Genomic DNA, 16,176 nt, shown 5'->3' on the forward strand with positions numbered 1-16,176 from the left:
GACCTCATCAATATAATGGTGGTTTGACGCCGAATGAATCAGAACGATTGTTCTGGAAAAACTCTAAAGCCGTGGCCAGTTTTGCTTGACCACTACATGGCAACATCTCCCGTATTTTTGGAGAGCTCATTACGTTGCTTGAACCAGATAAACGTAAGAATGCCTCCGATGAGCGCTCTGTCATACTGCCTTACTCTAAAGAAGCCTTCACAGTTCCTGATAACTTATACGTCATTGGAACCATGAATACTGCAGATAAGTCTTTAGCTCAACTCGATCTTGCATTGCGCCGCCGTTTCGAATTTATCGAACTCATGCCCCAACCTCAGTTGCTGGCTTGCACATCGATATTTGGTATAGATATTGGGGATTTGCTTACAGTGATGAACCAGAGAATAGAGGTTTTACTCGATCGGGATCATACACTGGGGCATGCCTATTTCTGGCCTCTCAAGGGAGTAAGATCTGAAGATGAGAAAACAAGACTGATAGCTGATATTTTCACAAAGCGTATTATCCCATTGCTACAAGAATATTTCTTTTCTGATTGGGAGCGTATTGGATGGGTGCTTAACGATCCTGGAAAAGCACCTGAAAATAGATTTATCCAAATAGGAAGTATTGAACGTACTATCGAAGATTTATTTCCCAATGCGATAGCGAGACAATTGAACGATCGCAGATACAGGATAAACCACGATGCTTTCACAAACGCTGCCGCATATCAGGGAATTATGCCAAAGGGCGGAGCTGCCAACTAATGATTAAGGTTCGCGAGTACGCTCGGCTAACCACCGATGAGTATGCAACGCCTTCTCTGGATTGCGCGATTATCACACCTGCAACTTTTGAATGGCTACAGGACCTAGCTTCGGGCTGGAAAGGAACGGAGCCGGTTGTACTGTCTGATGGTCATCGATCGCTTAAATTGGGCAGTTATGTAGGCTATCTACAAAGTCCGGATGGCGCAGGGATTGAGATTCTGCCAAAGACAAGTCAAGGAGCAGATAACCCGCTACAAACGCGGAAAATACTGCAACGTATGCTTATGGCCACTTTAGCTATTAAACCGCATACAGCTGGGCCAGCTGAACTGCTGCGGATGGATCAGCCTTTGCACGAATGGATCTTCAGCCAGTTTTTGTCTGAACTGCAAATACTAGTCAGCAAAGGGTTACGTTTTGATTATAGCCGGATTGAAGAAGAAAGCCGCTTTATTCGTGGCCAATTACGGATAGAGCGCCAGCAACGTCAGTCTCCAGCGCGACAGCATCTGCTTCATATTAACCATGATGTCTTTTCTCCCAATCGGCTTGAAAATCGTCTGCTAAAAACCGCGCTGATCTATGTGTTGGCGATCTGTAAAAACAGTGAAAACTGGCGCTTATCTAATGAACTTTCTCATCGTATGAATGAAGTTTCTGCGGAGACTATGCCACAGCGTGGAATGAAGGATTGGAACAGTAGTAAGCTGATGCAAGCATATGACTACGTACGACCTTGGTGCGAGTTAATACTTGAGAAAATGAACCCGAATTTTCAGCAAGGTAACCACAAAGGCGTTTCACTGTTATTTCCTATGGAAAAGTTGTTTGAAAAATATGTTGAGGTTTCGCTCAAACAACAGCTACCTAGCCACAGTCAATTGATATCACATGCAAGCATGGAATATCTGGTTGAGCACACAGTGGCGAATGGAGAGGGGGCTCAAGCCATGTTTCAGCTTAAGCCTGATCTGTTGCTGAGAACACAGCATGGTGATCAGACCCTAGATACTAAGTGGAAGCTCGTTGACCAGTCGGCCTATCAAAGTGATGAAAAATACAATATTGCCCAATCCGATTTATATCAAATGTTTGCTTATGGGCATAAGTATCAAGATGGACAGGGAGATATGATGTTAATTTACCCACGGCATATGGCCTTTAATCAGGCATTGCCCCCTTTCTGTTATTCAAAAACATTAGCTGTCTGGGCTGTGCCTTTTTGTCTGGAAAGTCAGAAATTGCTTCCAGGTAGCTGGCAGGAATATTTCCCGGACCTCACTAGGCCAGATAATACTAGAGGATGCGTATGAAAGATGTATTTCAGGAACCTAAGCTTTAGATTTCAGTCTATGTCGCAGCTGACAACCCCCTGCGGGATGTAGACATATCCAAGACCACTAAAGTGATCATTAGTTGAAAGCGCGAACGTTCGCTTCTCGTGCATTCCTATCCAAGGCCTTTCCAACGGACGGCTTTGTGCTGAAACGGACGTTGCAAACACCACGTTATGCTAATTATTGTAAAACAAGTAAGGACAGTTTTACACCATTCAGCGAAATTTAATGCCAATTTAAGTATATAGTACTCACTCAATTGGCAGTATGTTGTATAACGGCTTGAACTCCGACTATTACTCATATTAAATAAATATCAATAAATTGTAATGATACCAGATGTGTCTTTTACTTCAATACATGTTATATCCCATCCTGAAGTGCTGGGATTGAAATTTGTATAAAAAGCAATTTCATCAAGGGCTGTATTTGCCTGTATGTTACTAATAATTTGTCCGTTATTACTTTTGACTAAATAGTCATATCCAGCAAGTTCAGGGCTTTTATTGCTACCTGATTGGAAATGATTAAGAGCATTCATCTGCATCAATGTTTTTTTGTCACATATAAAAACAGCCATCGTATTAACTCCATGTTTACTTTTACAATCAAGCTTATTAAGCTTCTTTAATATAAGGCTATTCTCATAGGGGTAAATATCCCTGTAAAAACAACCTCAGTATGCTAGCAACCAGTCCGGTGGCTGGATGCTTTATGCTAGACCATTCTAATCACTCTGCGTACTCCTAGCGGCAACGGCACACATCGCTTGGGTTCGGCTGCAATCTGCAGTCATTATATCGGCTGCCCCATCAAACAAACCGAGAAACCATACGCTGCCATTTAGGTTCCGATGTGACGGACAACCGTGGGCTGCGGATAGATTTGCGTTTTGTTGCACGGGAAGAAGACATTGTGGTTGTTGTCTTCATGGTGCTCAATATCATGTTATTGAATATTGCCCTCAGTCGCTTGAGAGCCATATCCCGCTTATCCTTGCTATCGAATATCCAGACGAACTCTTTCCTTGTACTGAAAAAATCATCTGTGAGTCCTTTGTTACCTCTAAAGCCGTTGGATTGCAGTTCCATATTGACACGCCTAACGAAGTTGGCGAAATCCTTTATGCTGTTAAAGTCCCGGAAATTAGCTACCATAAACACCAGTGAATGGAATACTTTTTTCATTCTGAGAGCCCCTCATTAATGATGGACAGAATCTGATCACTGCTTAGCTTACGGAACTTAGAGGCAGATTCATGGCGGATAAGGCTGTAACTGGTATGACTCACCTGAAAGATACACCAACCGCGGACGATTAATTCTGAAGCGAGCATCATCAAATAATTCTGATCAACAACATCGCGCCCAGCTAGTACCCCGATGCCTTTTAGAGACAATTGAAAGCGGGTTATGGGCTTCTCTTCATTACGCTTTTCCATAGAAGTGCGGATCAGCTCTGCGGTTTGTGAGGGAGTTTTTAACACACCGGTATTCCTAAGCTTTAAAGTTACATATACCTTACAACTCGCCAATCCAAAAATCAACAAATTACAGCTTTTAGTGTTCATGAGAACACTAAAAGCTGTAATTTTTGTGCGTCGGCATTAAGGAGGTGGCAGATGAGAAAGCGCAGTCTGAATACATGAAGTTCCCGAGCAGCAGCGCCGCTTAAAGCAGCTGTGGGAGAAAAGGATATCGCCGGTTAACTACAGTGGAACACCAGCACCAACAAATAGCCTCCATGCCCCGCTCCCCACAAGCAAAATCATTTGGGGGCACAATAGGGGGCATTAACCAAAATCCAACACGATAAAACTAAGTAAATTCAATAGCTCTAGCTATCAAATGCGACTCCTGTGATGTTCATCCTGACAGTTTCTGTAAATTCCATAAAACCCCAAAAATCAGTGCAGAACTGCTTTAATTCTAACTAATGGCAGATAATAAATTTCTGGTGAAAATAAACTTCACCAGCTTTAGCACAAAGAGCTAAAAACGCGTCTATCTTTACCATTGAACACTGGATCCGTAAATTAGAGGCAGCTATGTTTCTTAATTACTTTGCATTGGGTGTACTTATTCTGGTTTTTCTCATTATTTTTTATGGGATTATTATTCTGCATGATATTCCCTATCTTATTGCCAAGGCACGTAACCATCCGCATGCCGATGCTATCCATGTCGCGGGCTGGGTGAGTTTATTTACTCTGCATGTGATCTGGCCGTTTTTATGGATATGGGCTACGTTATACCGCCCCGAGCGTGGTTGGGGTATGCAAGGTCAGGAGGCATCGTTCGCACAGTTACAGCAACGTGTGGCGGAGCTGGAGTTGAAACTGGTTGAAAATAAAACGCCTCCTTCGGAGTAGCCACCATGGACCTGCTCATTATCCTGACGTATGTCGCTTTTGCCTGGTCGATATTTAAAATTTTCAAAATTCCAGTCAATAAATGGACGGTGCCCACGGCTGCATTGGGCGGGGTATTTTTAATTGGGGCGTTAATTCTGCTAATGAATTACAACCACCCCTATACTTACCTGGCGCAGAAAGCGGTGATCTCTATCCCTATTACTCCGCAGGTGACAGGCATCGTTAGCGAAGTAACCGATAAGCAAAACGTATTAATTAAAAAAGGTGAAGTGCTGTTTAAATTAGATCCGGTGCGCTACCAGGCAAGGGTTAATAGACTTCAGGCCGACCTGGTCACCGCGATTAATAATACTCAGGTGCTCAAAGGGCAGTTGGATGAAGCTATTGCCAACACTTCTCGGGTTAGCGCAGAACGCGATCGGTTATATAAAGACTATCAACGTTATGTCCGAGGCAGTCAGGCCAAGGTCAACCCATTTTCAGAAAGTGATATCGATAACGCCCGACAGAACTATTTGGCACAGGATGCGCTGGTAAAAGGTTCGGTCGCTGAACAAGCGCAAATAAAAAGTCAGTTAGACAGTGTGATTAACGGGGAGCAATCTCAAATCGTTAGCCTCAGGGCACAGTTAGCCGAGGCCAAATATAATCTTGATCAAACGGTGATTCGAGCCCCAAGCAACGGTTACATCACCCAAGTGCTGATCCGCCCAGGTACCTATGCCGCGGCGTTGCCATTGCGCCCGGTCATGGTGTTTATTCCTGAGCAAAAACGCCAGATTATTGCTCAGTTCAGACAAAACTCGTTGCTGCGCCTGAAAGCCGGTGATGAGGCCGAAGTGGTGTTTAATGCGTTTCCCGGCCAGGTCTTCCCAGGAAAGTTGATAAGAATTCTTCCGGTGGTGCCCGGCGGATCATATCAGGCGCAGGGAACACTGCAATCGCTGAGCATGACGCCCGGCAGCGACGGTGTTCTGGCCGTGATTGAGCTGGCGCCCAACAGTGAAATTGACGAACTGCCTGACGGCATTTTTTCTCAGGTGGCCGTTTACTCCGATCACTTTACCCATGTGGCGGTAATGCGCAAAGTCCTGCTGCGTATGACCAGTTGGATGCACTATCTGTATTTGGATCACTAACTCAGTATAACAAAGCCGCTTCATGAGGAGGCGGCTTAGTGACTTACAACTTAGGTATATTGCATTAATCGCCAGGTAACAGCCTGGTTATTATAGGGCGGCATGGTATTGCCTTTAGCAATGGGGGCGGTGGTTGATGGTGTGCCAACAACCGTCCAGACGCCGCTTTCAGGGCACTTGTGCCCGGTAGAGGCTGTGGTACCGATAGGGGATTTAGCCATGATGATCTTTCCTTAATCAGTGCGGTGCTACCCTTGGCCCCGCTAAGAAAGATATTTACAGGTTCTCGTATATATTCAATCCCACAAGCTAAATACAAAGCATTAGTTTGTTATTAGTAAAATCAAGTGTCTATTATTTGATTTTACATGTTTTTCGCCGTGAATTACTTCAACATATAATAAACTTATATTGTCAGTGTGATAGTGTTCTATTTCTATATCAATTTTTTAATGATTTAAATTGTTTATTATTAAGTGGAGAGTTGTTATATTAATGGAGTGTTGAAATGGAAAATACAAAGCCGGCCCAACATACAGTCATTCCCTAACCCCTGAACAACGAAGTTATCGGTGACAATACAATAGACGTCGCTTGTCTGGCACAGAAAGCAACCCAATAAGGTCGGGTAGACGGCCTGCGGCCCTGGCGAAGGTGAATTTGAAAGGGTAAATTAGCAGTGTTAAATTGAGGATCCCGGCCAGCAGTGACTTTTTGTCTATTCTGTCTGACCGGAAAGTTTCCCTGGTGTTGGCTGAGTGGCCTACCTGATCTTACCGAGCAAATTTTTACTCTTCGCCTAACGCGGTTCATTATAAGACAGAGTGCCTGATTCATAACCTGAACTTAAGTGCAGCTTGTACCTCTACATAAGTGCAGGTTTTCTCACTAAATGGACCCAGTCAGACTGCCATGGAGCCCGTATGTTTTCTTCCTTCAGTGAAAATCAAACAATAACGGAAACGCTCAGGGGACATATCGACCGAAAGTTGTCCCCCTGAATTCGCCTATACGGTGATTAGAAAAAAAGATCCGTCAGATGTGCTTATTATTTCCAGCTATCCTGAAGAATGGGTAGATCTTTACCGCACCAACAATTTCCAGCTCACTGACCCGGTGGTACTGACTGCGTTCAAGCGTAGCTCGCCCTTTGTCTGGGACAAAAATATCACCCTGATGTCAGATAAGATTTTTTGCCTTTCCAGGCGCTACAACATTGTTAACGGCTTCACCTTTGTGTTGCACGACTCTATGAATAGTCTGGCGTTATTATCGGTCATCCTCGGCGGCAATGGAGAGGAGGATCTGGAAAAGCGGATCTCATCCGATCGCGGAGCCATGCAAATGTTGCTGATCGATATTAATGAACAAATGTATCGTCTCGCAGGGTCGGTCTCATCCAGCCAGCGGAAGCATCATGCGGATAAGGAAAAAACCATTTTTACCCCACGGGAGAATGAGGTGCTGTATTGGGCCAGTATGGGGAAAACCTATGGCGAGATTGCCGCCATCGCCAGTATTTCCCTGAGTACGGTGAAGTTTCATATGAGAAATATTGTGGTTAAACTTGGCGTCAGTAACGCCCGGCAGGCTATTCGGTTGGGTGTTGAGTTGGGGCTTATGACGTCGTCAGCAGTCAGATAAAATGAGTCAGGCCCGGAGAGACTCCCTTATGTCATCTCACCGAACCAGCCGAAGGCAGTTTAGCTTTATCCTGCGGAAGGACAGGTCTCCGCCAACGCGGTCAACCCTTCGCTTTCCTGCCTGAATGACACCTTGCCTTGATCCAGCGTGACCACGAAGACGCTGTCGAAATCGCTACCCGGCCAGCTGGGTACTGAATTGGCGTCGCCCCCGCGTGCAGCCACGATGTTCTTCACTGCCTTATCGAGATTCTTGTGTTCCCAGGCGATGAAAATGCGTGCGTTTTGGTATTTATCGCTGAGCAACTCCTGTTGCAGCCCGGCAATGTCATCGGCGTGGAACTGAATGCCGATCGGTAACCCCACACGCACGGCGGTGGGCATGATGGTCGACAGCGCTCGCAGCGAACTGCCGGTTTTGTTTTCTTTCGGCCCGGCGGCAAAGATAAAGTCCGGCTTGCCGTAGCGGCTCAGCAGTACGTCTGGCAGTGCCAGCGCGCGGTTCAGCCCCTTGCAGGTCAGCTGCCCGCTGTTGTTGGCCGGCTTTTCCCCATGTCGCACAAAGATCAGCGTTTCCTGCGCCAGTGCATTTTGGCTGAACAGCAGCAACGCTGCCAAACCGCCGAGTGTTTTGTGAGCTACTTTGTTAAACATCCTCAACCCTTATGTAATGGCTTGCTGATTTCTGTGCGCTTTTCGCCGCGTTACTCGCTATCATAACCGGCGTGACAACAAGGCATACCGTACCGATGCGGCGCCTCTGGGATAATTAAATACTGGCCTAAGGAAGGATTTACAATGAAAAACATTTTCTTTTTTGATGCGATGCTGACACCGAAAATCATCACCGGTGTCTACTGGCTTTGCCTGCTGAGCATTATTGTTGGCGGGATTGGGGCGATGTTCTACGGTGAGTTCTTCCGTGGTCTGTTCGCGATCATCATCGGTGGCGTGTTTACTCGCGTTTGCTTTGAAATGATCATTATTGCGTTTAAAAATAACGAATATCTGCGCAAAATCTCCGAAAAGCCGTAATGCCATAAAAATGCCGGGCATCGCCCGGCATCCTGTTATTCCCCCAACGTTAACGCCAGCCGTTCCCGCATCAGCTCAATAAAATTATCCGGCAATGTTTTCGTCGTGGGTGCCCGTAGCGCCTGGCTCCAGACCGGCTCCGGGAAATGCGAGTCGTCGAGGTAACGCGGGACGATATGCCAATGCAAATGCGGCAGCGCGGTGCCCAGACTGGCAATGTTGATCTTTGCTGGCGTCAGCAACTGGCGCAACTGCGCCTCAATCTGTGCCACCACCGCCATGATGCTGTTGCGCTGGTCGTCACGCAGGTCACTCAACTCGGCGATATGTTCATGCCACACCACCCGACACCAGCCGGGAAATGGGCTGTCGGCGATAAAAATTGCCCGGCACTGTGAGTTTTGCCACAGCACGATCTCATCGGTCGGATGGCAGTAAACACAAGATTCATGATTCATTTTATTCTCCTGCTGCGGTTTTGGGCGCAGCGAAACCCCGCCGCGCGTTAGCGCAGCCAGGTATTCAGTGTTAAAGAGAGCGGGACCGGCGGCCCCGCCGGGGCTACGAGTTAATCACCGACTGGCGGCGTACCAGGCTGGGGGCAAATAAAAACTCCTCAACTGGCAGTTCCGGGTTTTCCAACCGGCCGATCAGCCGATCGACAATTTTCACTGCCATCTCGCGCAGCGGGGGGGCCACAGAGCTGAGTGCCGGATTGAACAGTTCGGACAGAAACATGTTATCGATGCCGACCACCGAAATATCCTCCGGTACCCGCACCCCCAATCGCTGGAAGGCAGAAATCATGCCGATGGCCAGCATATCGTTCAGCGCCACCACACCGTCCGGCCGTGGTTCACTCTGGCAGACTTGTTCGGCCAGCGTTTTCCCCAACTCGGCCATTTCGGCATCACCGTAGGCGAACTGCGCTTTACCTTCGATCACCCTGACCGGCAGCCCGGCAGCCTCCAGTGCCTGCCGGTAACCGGCAATCTTGTTGGCGCGGCTGCTGGTCATGCCGGAGGCGGTGGCGAAAGCGATACGCTGGCAGCCCTGGGCGATCAGATGTTGGGCCGCCATGTTGCCGGCGGCGCTATTGTCCATCGACACGCTGTCGATTGGCAGCGCCTCCTCATCCGGTGCCGTCAGGGTGCGTTCATCGTAGTTAATCATCACCAGGCCGCGTTTCAGGGCGTCACGGAAATGGGGGCGATCGTAAAAAGTGGAGGCGACCACCACGCCACGGATACCTAATGCCAGCAGATCGTCGAGAAAACGGATCTCTTCTTCCTGCTGGCGATGGGTATCACCCAGCAGCACCTGGTAACCGTAGTTTTGCTTGGCCGCCAGCTCAATCTCACGCACCAGCGCAGCGAAGCTGGGGTTGACGATCGAAGGCACCAGCAGGCCGAGCATTTTGACCTGTCCGGTTTTGAGCTGCTGCGCCGCGCGGTTCGGCTGGTACTGCAGCGCCGCCATCGCCTGCTCAATACGGGCCAGCGTATCCTTGCGCATCTGATCGACCCGGCCGTTCAGCACGTTGGAAACCGTACTGACCGAAACCCCGGCATGACGTGCCACATCACGTATATTCGCCATCACATTCCCGTTTTGCATTAACCCATTACCGCGACTTTAGCACGCGCTCGAAAGTGAGTCACAGACCCTTAGGGCGCGATCTGTCCGCCGTTGACGTCGATAATCTGTCCGGTGATGTAGCCGCTGCAATTATGCGATGCCAGGAACAGGTAGGTGGGTGCCACTTCTTCGCTGCGGCCAAAGCGGCCCATCGGGATCGAGGCGCACATCTTGCCCAGCACTTCTTCGCTTTTGCCATGATGGAAGGCGGTGTCGATACTGCCCGGTGAGACGATATTGAAACGGATGTTGTCCTGGGTGAACTCCTTCACCCAGTTGCGGTGAATGTTGTGCAGCCAGGCCTTGGCGCTGGCATACAGACCGGCACCGATGCCGCCGCCTTCACGTGCGGCGATGGAACCGGTGCTGATCACACTGGCGGTAGCGCCGCTCTCGCGTGCCGAAGCGCGCAGGTGCGGGATAGCGAATTTGGTGACCATCAGCGCCGAGCGGCAGTTCAGGTCCATCACCCGGTCAAAGAATTCGTCGTCTATCGCTTCCAGGCCGTTGCGTCCGCCCAGCCCACCGGCGTTATTGATCAGAATGTCGATGCCACCAAAGCGGGTGACAAAGGCTTCGACCAGCGCTTCGCAGCCGGCAGAGCGCGATAAGTCGGCCGAGAAGAACGCGCATTCACCGGGGAAGGTGGCAATTTCTGCCGGTGGTTCGCTGCGCATGCCGTTTATTCCCACTTTGGCGCCGTGTTGGGCGAACAGGGCGGCGGTCGCCAGACCAATACCTGCGGTGGAACCGGTGATCAACACGCGTTTGTTGGTTAAATCAGAGAACATGGTGTGACTCCTTGCTTGAGAAAATCAGTAACCCAGCTGCGTGGGCAGCCAGGTAGTGAGCGCCGGGAACAGCGCGATAACGATGATGCCGAGCAGTATGATCAGCAGGTATTTGGCCATCGGCTTAATCACGTCCTGCATCGGCACACCGCAAATGGCGCAGGTGGTGTACAGACCCAGGCCGATGGGTGGAGAAAACAAACCGAAACCCATCGCCAGAATCATCACAATGGCGTAGTGCAGCGGGTTAAAGCCGAGCTGGGTGGCGATGGGCACCAGGATCGGGGCGAAGATAATCAGCGCCGGAGCGCCCTCCAGCACCGCACCGAAGATCATCAGGATGACAATCGACAACAGCAGGAACAGCCACGGGCCGTAGTCCGCGCCGATGGCGACCAGCAGCTGTGCGCACTGCTGGGGGATCATCTCGATGGTCAGGGCGAAGGACAAACTGGTGGCGCAGGCAACGATAAACAGCAGCATGCCGGCTAGCGCCGCAGTATCGACAAACAACTTCAGGGTGGCTTTCAGGGTCAGTTCCCCAAAGGCCAGCCGACCGACCACGATGGCGTAAACCACGGCGAAGGCGGAAATCTCGGTGGAGGTGGCGATACCGGCCACCACGCCCTTGCCGATCATCAAAATCATCACCAGCCCGACGGCAGCCCCGATCAGCAGTTGGCGGGTCGGCATGCGCACCGGGTAGGCGTCATCGACGTTGATGCGTTTGCCGAAGATCACGGCGGCAATCAGCAGCAATACCAGCAGGCACAGCGCCGGGATCAGTCCGGCGATAAACAGTGCGCCAATGGAAATGTTGGCGATAAAGCCCATCACGATCAGGTTGACGCAGGGAGGAATGGTTTCCGCCATGATGGCAGAGGCGGCGAACACTCCGGCCGACTCTGCCGCCGGTTGGCGCGCTCGCCTTACTGCGGGCATCAGCACGCCGCCGACCGTGGCGACATCCGCCAGCTTGGAACCGGAAATACCGGAGAAAAACGCCATCGACACAATGGTGGTCATGTGCAGGCCACCGCGATAACGTCCCATGCCACGGACGATCAGCTCAACCAACCGTGACGACATGCCGTTGACCTCCATTACCGCACCGGCCAGCAGAAAGAATGGAATGGCCAGCAGCACGAAATGGTCGACGCCAGCGGTCACCTGCTGGGCAAAGAACACGAACGGCAGCGACGGATCGCTGAGGAAGAACACCATCGCCGACATGCCGAGGGTAAAGGCGATCGGCACGCCCGAGATGATGCCCAGGATAAAGCAGGCCAGCATCAGCGCGGCGGGCAGTGAGCTAAACCCCAGCGGGATATGCAGGCTGAGGTAACCCGCGGCGCCCAGAAGAGCGACGGCGGCGGCGCTGAGTAGCACCACTTTCAACGGTGCCTGGCAGGCGTGATCGAGCGCGCTGACCAGCATCACCGCCGCGCCGATAAACACCGGCACCACAAAGATCGCCTGCGGCAGGCCGTGTTCGGTGGTCTGCGGCAGTGAAATACCCACCAGGCTGAAGCTGGAGACCGTCAGTCCCAAAGCTACCAGCACCAGCACCCAACGGCTGGCATGCACCACGTAGGGTCGGGCTCCCGCGGGCACCCAGCGTAGGAACAGATCTACGCCGATGTGCCGACCACGCCCGGTGGAGGTGGCGACGCCGAAGAACACCAGCGTCACCATCAGCGCGCGTGCCACTTCTTCCGCCCATTCAATCGGGCTGTGCAGCGCGTAGCGCCAAATCACCGAGGCGAACACCACCACCACGTTGATCAGCAGCGCCAGTGCGCCACCCCAGGCGGTAAACAGGGTCAGGGCGCGGCTTAACTGCGTCAGGATGGCCACTTTTTTCACACTCATTTCAAGGGTTACAGGAAGGGTCATAGCAAATCCTCCGCCAGAGGGGCGTTACGGCTGCGCGGTGGCATGTATGGCATCCAGCACCGCTTTGGCCTGTGGATATTTCCCGCTAAACGCCGCCTGAAGTGGCAGAGTTTGCTGACGGAAATAGTCGCGGTCGGTTTCGGTAAAGGTCACGCCGGCGGCTTTCAGTTTTTCCATCGCCTGAGCTTCTTTTTCCGCCGCGATTTTGCGTTCATAAACCGTGGCTTCGCTGGCTGCCGCCAACACCTCGGCTTGCATCGGCTGCGGGATGCGTTGGAACGCCGCCTGGCTGATGGTGGCGACAATCGGGTTGTAGATATGGCGGGTCAGCGTGGCGTATTTGGCGATCTCGTAATACTTGCTGGTGTAGACCGTGGCCGCGTCATGCTCCACGCCGTCGATCACCCCCATCTGCAGCGCGGAGTAGACTTCACCGCCGGGCATCGGGATCGCCGTGGCACCCATGCTTTTCAGCGTGGCGATAAAATTGGGTGCCGGCAGCACACGTATCTTCATTCGGTTGAGGTCGTGCGGCGACTGCAGTGGCTTTTTACTGTAAATGTTGCGGGCGCCCAGGCTGAAGCCGTAGCCCAGTACCTTGATGTTGCTCTGTTTGGCCAGCATGGCGCTCAACAGTTGGCCCGCCTGGCCATCCAGCGCCCGACCTAATTGCGAGTTATCGTTAAACAGATAGCCCAGATCCAGCACGCCGATTTCCGGTACCAGCGTGCCCCAGATGGAGGTGCCGGAGATCATCATGTCGATCGCGCCAATACGCACCTGCTGGACGGCATCGGCCTCTTTGCCCAGCATGCCGTTGGGGAAATAGTTGAGGGTGATTTTGCCCGGTAGGCGCTGGTCCAGATTCTGTTTGAAGCGGTTAAACCAGATGGCGTGTGCGGAGTAACCATCATCGGGCAGCGATGAATAGACCCGCAGGTTAACTTCGGCTGCATTGGCGCGCAGTGGCAAGATAAACAGCATAAATAACAGCGTGATAAACAGACGCGGCGTTAAGCGGCATGTCAGTGATTTCATCAGCCTGGCTCCCGATCGCAGATAGCCTGCGATGCTGGTGGTGAAGATGATTTCCCCTGGGTGGCAAAGCTGTAGGGACAGGGGGAACGGGTACGATACTTTGTTTCTGGTCTTTCACTGTAACGTTTTAGTGTATCGTTACAGAAAACCTACAAACATTCCGTTGGCAGATCAATTTTTATCCGCCAAAACGGCTGGGAAATGCGGGTTCTGTGAGCAAGTTCTAAAAATCGGTGGGTCACGGCCAGCGATCGTCGGGCTGCCCCTGCGGGCATTTAACTTCTATAATCGCAGCTGGGATCACCGTAAATTCAGGAGTGGGCATGCCTTCCAGGGCGATAATTAAATGGACCAAACGGCTGACGATTGTGGTTGTCACCGTGTTGCTCACGCTGTTTGCGGTGCGCATTTACGATACTCAGAGCGGTCCGGCGCTGGAGCCGTGGCATACCTTTGTGCCACACGAACTGTCGGCTGCCGAAATGGACAAGACCGACTGGCAGGGTTATCTGGCCGCAGAGAGCCGGGTGTTTGATGAGGTGAAGGCCAACGTCACGGACAAACTTTCCGCCAGCGAACGCATCCCACTTAACCGCTACTTCGATGGCAGTCCGGTGTATCCGGAGCACTTTGCCCGCGACTGGAACCGCTCCTACGAATTGCTGCCGCAGGGTGAAGCGCGCGGTGCCGTGGTGCTGTTGCACGGCCTGACCGACTCCCCTTACAGCCTGCGGCACATTGCCGAGAACTACCGGCAGCACGGTTATGTGGCGGTCGGCATTCGCCTGCCGGCACACGGTACGGTACCGGGTGCCCTGACCGATATTGAATGGCAAGACTGGTTGGCGGCAACGCGATTGGCAATACGTGAGGCGCGCAGCAAGGCCGGGGGCGACAAGCCGCTGCATATTGTGGGCTTCTCCAACGGTGGTGCGCTGGCGATGAAATACGCGCTGGATGCATTGGACAATCCACAGTTGGCGGCGCCGCAGCGGTTGATCCTGATCTCACCGATGATCGGCGTCACCAGCTTTGCCCGTTTTGCCGGCATTGCCGGTTGGCCGGCGGTGTTCCCGGCGTTTGCCAAAGCCGCCTGGCTTGGGGTACTGCCGGAGTTTAATCCTTTTAAATACAATTCGTTCCCGGTCAACGGGGCTCGCCAGTCCTATCTGCTTAGCAATGGTCTACAACAGCAAATCGTCCGTGCGGCGCGTGACGGCAAGTTGGATAAATTAGCGCCGGTGCTGACCTTCCAGTCGGTAATGGATTCCACCGTCAGTACCCGGGCGGTGATCCGCGCGTTATATAACGAACTGCCGGCGAACGGCAGCGAACTGGTGCTGTTTGACGTCAATCGTACGGTAAACTTCGGTCCGCTGTTGCGGCCAAATGCGGCTGCGGCGGTCAGCCAACTGTTGCCTGCGCCTCCGCGCCGCTATCAGACCACGGTGATCGCCAATGCTTCACCGGAAAGCAGCGATGCGATCGCCAGTGTGACACCGGCCGGGGCTACCACGGCCAGCGAGCAGGCGTTGGGTATGACCTACCCGGCGGATATTTATTCGCTTTCGCACGTGGCGCTGCCGTTCCCGGTGAGTGATTCGCTGTATGGCCGGTTTCCGGCGCAGCGGGATGAGTTCGGCATTAGCCTGGGCACCCTTGCTGCGCGTGGCGAACGTTCCGTGCTGGTGGTCGATCTCGATTCGCTGATGCGCATTGCCTCCAACCCGTTTTTCCCCTATCTGCTGCAGCGCATCGATAGCAAACTCTAGGCGAAACCCAGGATGCTGAACGCATCGTCCTGCGGGTAGTAGCCAAGCAGGCGACTGGTTTCCTCCAGCGACAGGCGCTTATAGCGGTTATTGGATACGCCGTGCACCACCGCATGGTGCACGCCTTCAATGCGTAGGCAACGTTCCAACAGATCGGCGGCGTCGCGGTGGCTGAGAAAAGCGCTCATATCGCGGGCGCTGAGCTGCTCGCCGGGTTCCAGCGTGGTGAAGTTGGCGATGCGTACCGACAGGGCTGAAAGCCCCTCCTGATGGGCAAAATAGGCGGCGATACCTTCGCCAAAGGCCTTGCTGACGCCGTACATATTTTTCGGTTTGGGCGCGTCCTGTGGCCGAATCTGGTGATCCAGCGCATAGCCTTCCACCGCCTGTGCACTGCTGGCGAAGACTACCCGTTTACAGCCGGCGTCTTTCGCCGCCCGGAAAATATTGAAGGTGCCGAGGATGTTGTTATCCATCAGCGAGTGGCAAAAGTCTGCATCGGGGGAGGGATCGGCCGCCAGATGCAACACGGTGTCGATGTTGGCGCAGGCCGCACGGCAGGCTTCGATATCGGCGATATCGAAGCTGATGACCTCATCGCCAGGCAGCAGATCGGTCAACAGATCGAGGTTTTTTTCCGCCAGCCGTAGCTGATAGCGATTTCCCACCGATTGACGGAATGCCGTCGCCACCCGACCACCCGCGCCGGTAATCAGAATTCGTCCAAATTCAGTACGCAAAGTCATGAT

The 16,176-nt window shown here is 52.2% G+C and carries 16 protein-coding genes and 2 pseudogenes; 7 read left to right on the forward strand and 11 right to left on the reverse strand.

Annotated features, from left to right (window positions below):
* Nucleotides 1-98: 98 nt before the first annotated feature.
* Both OC597_RS20590 and OC597_RS20595 read left to right on the forward strand, forming a co-directional pair.
* Nucleotides 99-761: pseudogene (locus tag OC597_RS20590) on the forward strand (AAA family ATPase); the annotation flags it as partial.
* Nucleotides 761-2,077 (forward strand): McrC family protein, encoded by a 1,317-nt coding sequence (locus OC597_RS20595; RefSeq protein WP_262210294.1) that lies wholly within the window; start codon nucleotides 761-763, stop codon nucleotides 2,075-2,077. The pseudogene OC597_RS20590 and the gene OC597_RS20595, both read left to right, overlap by 1 nt.
* Before the next feature lie 340 nt (nucleotides 2,078-2,417).
* On the opposite strand, the gene OC597_RS20600 is transcribed toward OC597_RS20595, so the two are convergent.
* The 3 genes from OC597_RS20600 to OC597_RS20610 all read right to left on the reverse strand — a co-directional run bounded on the left by OC597_RS20600 (nucleotide 2,418) and on the right by OC597_RS20610 (nucleotide 3,587).
* Complete coding sequence (locus tag OC597_RS20600) at nucleotides 2,418-2,681, reverse strand: hypothetical protein (protein WP_262210296.1); 264 nt, start codon at nucleotides 2,679-2,681, stop codon at nucleotides 2,418-2,420.
* A gap of 232 nt (nucleotides 2,682-2,913) precedes the next feature.
* Nucleotides 2,914-3,288, reverse strand: coding sequence for a hypothetical protein (locus OC597_RS20605; protein ID WP_262210297.1), 375 nt, complete (start codon nucleotides 3,286-3,288; stop codon nucleotides 2,914-2,916).
* On the reverse strand, nucleotides 3,285-3,587 hold the full coding sequence (locus OC597_RS20610) for a hypothetical protein (RefSeq protein ID WP_262210299.1): 303 nt from the start codon (nucleotides 3,585-3,587) through the stop codon (nucleotides 3,285-3,287). The genes OC597_RS20605 and OC597_RS20610 overlap by 4 nt, the downstream gene beginning before the upstream one ends.
* 561 nt (nucleotides 3,588-4,148) lie before the next feature.
* On the opposite strand from OC597_RS20610, the gene OC597_RS20615 reads away from it, so the two are divergent.
* Both OC597_RS20615 and OC597_RS20620 read left to right on the forward strand, forming a co-directional pair.
* Nucleotides 4,149-4,472: a DUF3302 domain-containing protein gene (locus OC597_RS20615; protein ID WP_261259824.1), complete on the forward strand. Its 324-nt coding sequence runs from the start codon at nucleotides 4,149-4,151 to the stop codon at nucleotides 4,470-4,472.
* 5 nt (nucleotides 4,473-4,477) lie between these two features.
* Nucleotides 4,478-5,614 carry an HlyD family secretion protein gene (locus OC597_RS20620; RefSeq protein ID WP_085115256.1) on the forward strand — a complete coding sequence of 379 codons (1,137 nt, stop codon included), beginning with the start codon at nucleotides 4,478-4,480 and terminating at the stop codon, nucleotides 5,612-5,614.
* Between the two features lie 50 nt (nucleotides 5,615-5,664).
* On the opposite strand, the gene OC597_RS20625 is transcribed toward OC597_RS20620, so the two are convergent.
* The gene (locus OC597_RS20625) at nucleotides 5,665-5,835 is read right to left on the reverse strand and encodes a hypothetical protein (RefSeq protein ID WP_262210304.1); all 171 of its coding nucleotides are present in this window, start codon (nucleotides 5,833-5,835) and stop codon (nucleotides 5,665-5,667) included.
* Between the two features lie 702 nt (nucleotides 5,836-6,537).
* On the opposite strand from OC597_RS20625, the pseudogene OC597_RS20630 reads away from it, so the two are divergent.
* A pseudogene (locus OC597_RS20630) lies at nucleotides 6,538-7,258 on the forward strand (helix-turn-helix transcriptional regulator).
* Between the two features lie 65 nt (nucleotides 7,259-7,323).
* Here OC597_RS20630 and OC597_RS20635 read toward each other — a convergent pair.
* On the reverse strand, nucleotides 7,324-7,911 hold the full coding sequence (locus OC597_RS20635; RefSeq protein ID WP_262210306.1) for a histidine phosphatase family protein: 588 nt from the start codon (nucleotides 7,909-7,911) through the stop codon (nucleotides 7,324-7,326).
* A gap of 144 nt (nucleotides 7,912-8,055) precedes the next feature.
* On the opposite strand from OC597_RS20635, the gene OC597_RS20640 reads away from it, so the two are divergent.
* On the forward strand, nucleotides 8,056-8,292 hold the full coding sequence (locus OC597_RS20640) for a DUF4282 domain-containing protein (protein WP_012004591.1): 237 nt from the start codon (nucleotides 8,056-8,058) through the stop codon (nucleotides 8,290-8,292).
* 35 nt (nucleotides 8,293-8,327) lie between these two features.
* Here the strand turns inward: OC597_RS20640 and OC597_RS20645 are convergent, their stop codons facing one another.
* The 5 genes from OC597_RS20645 to OC597_RS20665 all read right to left on the reverse strand — a co-directional run bounded on the left by OC597_RS20645 (nucleotide 8,328) and on the right by OC597_RS20665 (nucleotide 13,655).
* On the reverse strand, nucleotides 8,328-8,750 hold the full coding sequence (locus OC597_RS20645; RefSeq protein WP_262210308.1) for an HIT family protein: 423 nt from the start codon (nucleotides 8,748-8,750) through the stop codon (nucleotides 8,328-8,330).
* A 103-nt stretch (nucleotides 8,751-8,853) separates the two neighbouring features.
* Nucleotides 8,854-9,891, reverse strand: coding sequence for a LacI family DNA-binding transcriptional regulator (locus OC597_RS20650; protein WP_261425655.1), 1,038 nt, complete (start codon nucleotides 9,889-9,891; stop codon nucleotides 8,854-8,856).
* Nucleotides 9,892-9,959: 68 nt separating this feature from the next.
* The gene (locus OC597_RS20655) at nucleotides 9,960-10,721 is read right to left on the reverse strand and encodes an SDR family NAD(P)-dependent oxidoreductase (protein ID WP_262210311.1); all 762 of its coding nucleotides are present in this window, start codon (nucleotides 10,719-10,721) and stop codon (nucleotides 9,960-9,962) included.
* A 24-nt stretch (nucleotides 10,722-10,745) separates the two neighbouring features.
* Nucleotides 10,746-12,617: a TRAP transporter large permease gene (locus OC597_RS20660; protein WP_262210313.1), complete on the reverse strand. Its 1,872-nt coding sequence runs from the start codon at nucleotides 12,615-12,617 to the stop codon at nucleotides 10,746-10,748.
* 24 nt (nucleotides 12,618-12,641) lie between these two features.
* Nucleotides 12,642-13,655, reverse strand: a complete 1,014-nt coding sequence (locus tag OC597_RS20665) for a TRAP transporter substrate-binding protein (protein WP_261285717.1) — start codon at nucleotides 13,653-13,655, stop codon at nucleotides 12,642-12,644.
* Between the two features lie 323 nt (nucleotides 13,656-13,978).
* Between OC597_RS20665 and OC597_RS20670 the strand changes: the two genes are divergently transcribed.
* Complete coding sequence (locus tag OC597_RS20670; protein WP_261463598.1) at nucleotides 13,979-15,427, forward strand: alpha/beta hydrolase; 1,449 nt, start codon at nucleotides 13,979-13,981, stop codon at nucleotides 15,425-15,427.
* Here the strand turns inward: OC597_RS20670 and OC597_RS20675 are convergent.
* The gene (locus OC597_RS20675; protein WP_261259790.1) at nucleotides 15,424-16,173 is read right to left on the reverse strand and encodes an NAD-dependent epimerase/dehydratase family protein; all 750 of its coding nucleotides are present in this window, start codon (nucleotides 16,171-16,173) and stop codon (nucleotides 15,424-15,426) included. The genes OC597_RS20670 and OC597_RS20675 overlap by 4 nt on opposite strands.
* Nucleotides 16,174-16,176: the final 3 nt, after the last annotated feature.

Source organism: Serratia proteamaculans, assembly GCF_946227095.1.
Lineage (GTDB): Bacteria > Pseudomonadota > Gammaproteobacteria > Enterobacterales > Enterobacteriaceae > Serratia > Serratia proteamaculans_E.

What these genes read in the sequence shown, in the direction of transcription:
- OC597_RS20665 (WP_261285717.1), bottom strand. Translation starts at nt 13,655, where the DNA reads ATGAAATCACTGACATGCCGCTTAACGCCGCGTCTGTTTATCACGCTG.
- OC597_RS20650 (WP_261425655.1), bottom strand. Translation starts at nt 9,891, where the DNA reads ATGGCGAATATACGTGATGTGGCACGTCATGCCGGGGTTTCGGTCAGT.
- OC597_RS20655 (WP_262210311.1), bottom strand. Translation starts at nt 10,721, where the DNA reads ATGTTCTCTGATTTAACCAACAAACGCGTGTTGATCACCGGTTCCACC.
- OC597_RS20625 (WP_262210304.1), bottom strand. Translation starts at nt 5,835, where the DNA reads ATGGCTAAATCCCCTATCGGTACCACAGCCTCTACCGGGCACAAGTGC.
- OC597_RS20660 (WP_262210313.1), bottom strand. Translation starts at nt 12,617, where the DNA reads ATGACCCTTCCTGTAACCCTTGAAATGAGTGTGAAAAAAGTGGCCATC.
- OC597_RS20645 (WP_262210308.1), bottom strand. Translation starts at nt 8,750, where the DNA reads ATGAATCATGAATCTTGTGTTTACTGCCATCCGACCGATGAGATCGTG.
- OC597_RS20615 (WP_261259824.1), top strand. Translation starts at nt 4,149, where the DNA reads ATGTTTCTTAATTACTTTGCATTGGGTGTACTTATTCTGGTTTTTCTC.
- OC597_RS20640 (WP_012004591.1), top strand. Translation starts at nt 8,056, where the DNA reads ATGAAAAACATTTTCTTTTTTGATGCGATGCTGACACCGAAAATCATC.
- OC597_RS20635 (WP_262210306.1), bottom strand. Translation starts at nt 7,911, where the DNA reads ATGTTTAACAAAGTAGCTCACAAAACACTCGGCGGTTTGGCAGCGTTG.
- OC597_RS20595 (WP_262210294.1), top strand. Translation starts at nt 761, where the DNA reads ATGATTAAGGTTCGCGAGTACGCTCGGCTAACCACCGATGAGTATGCA.
- OC597_RS20605 (WP_262210297.1), bottom strand. Translation starts at nt 3,288, where the DNA reads ATGAAAAAAGTATTCCATTCACTGGTGTTTATGGTAGCTAATTTCCGG.
- OC597_RS20600 (WP_262210296.1), bottom strand. Translation starts at nt 2,681, where the DNA reads ATGGCTGTTTTTATATGTGACAAAAAAACATTGATGCAGATGAATGCT.
- OC597_RS20670 (WP_261463598.1), top strand. Translation starts at nt 13,979, where the DNA reads ATGCCTTCCAGGGCGATAATTAAATGGACCAAACGGCTGACGATTGTG.
- OC597_RS20620 (WP_085115256.1), top strand. Translation starts at nt 4,478, where the DNA reads ATGGACCTGCTCATTATCCTGACGTATGTCGCTTTTGCCTGGTCGATA.
- OC597_RS20675 (WP_261259790.1), bottom strand. Translation starts at nt 16,173, where the DNA reads ATGACTTTGCGTACTGAATTTGGACGAATTCTGATTACCGGCGCGGGT.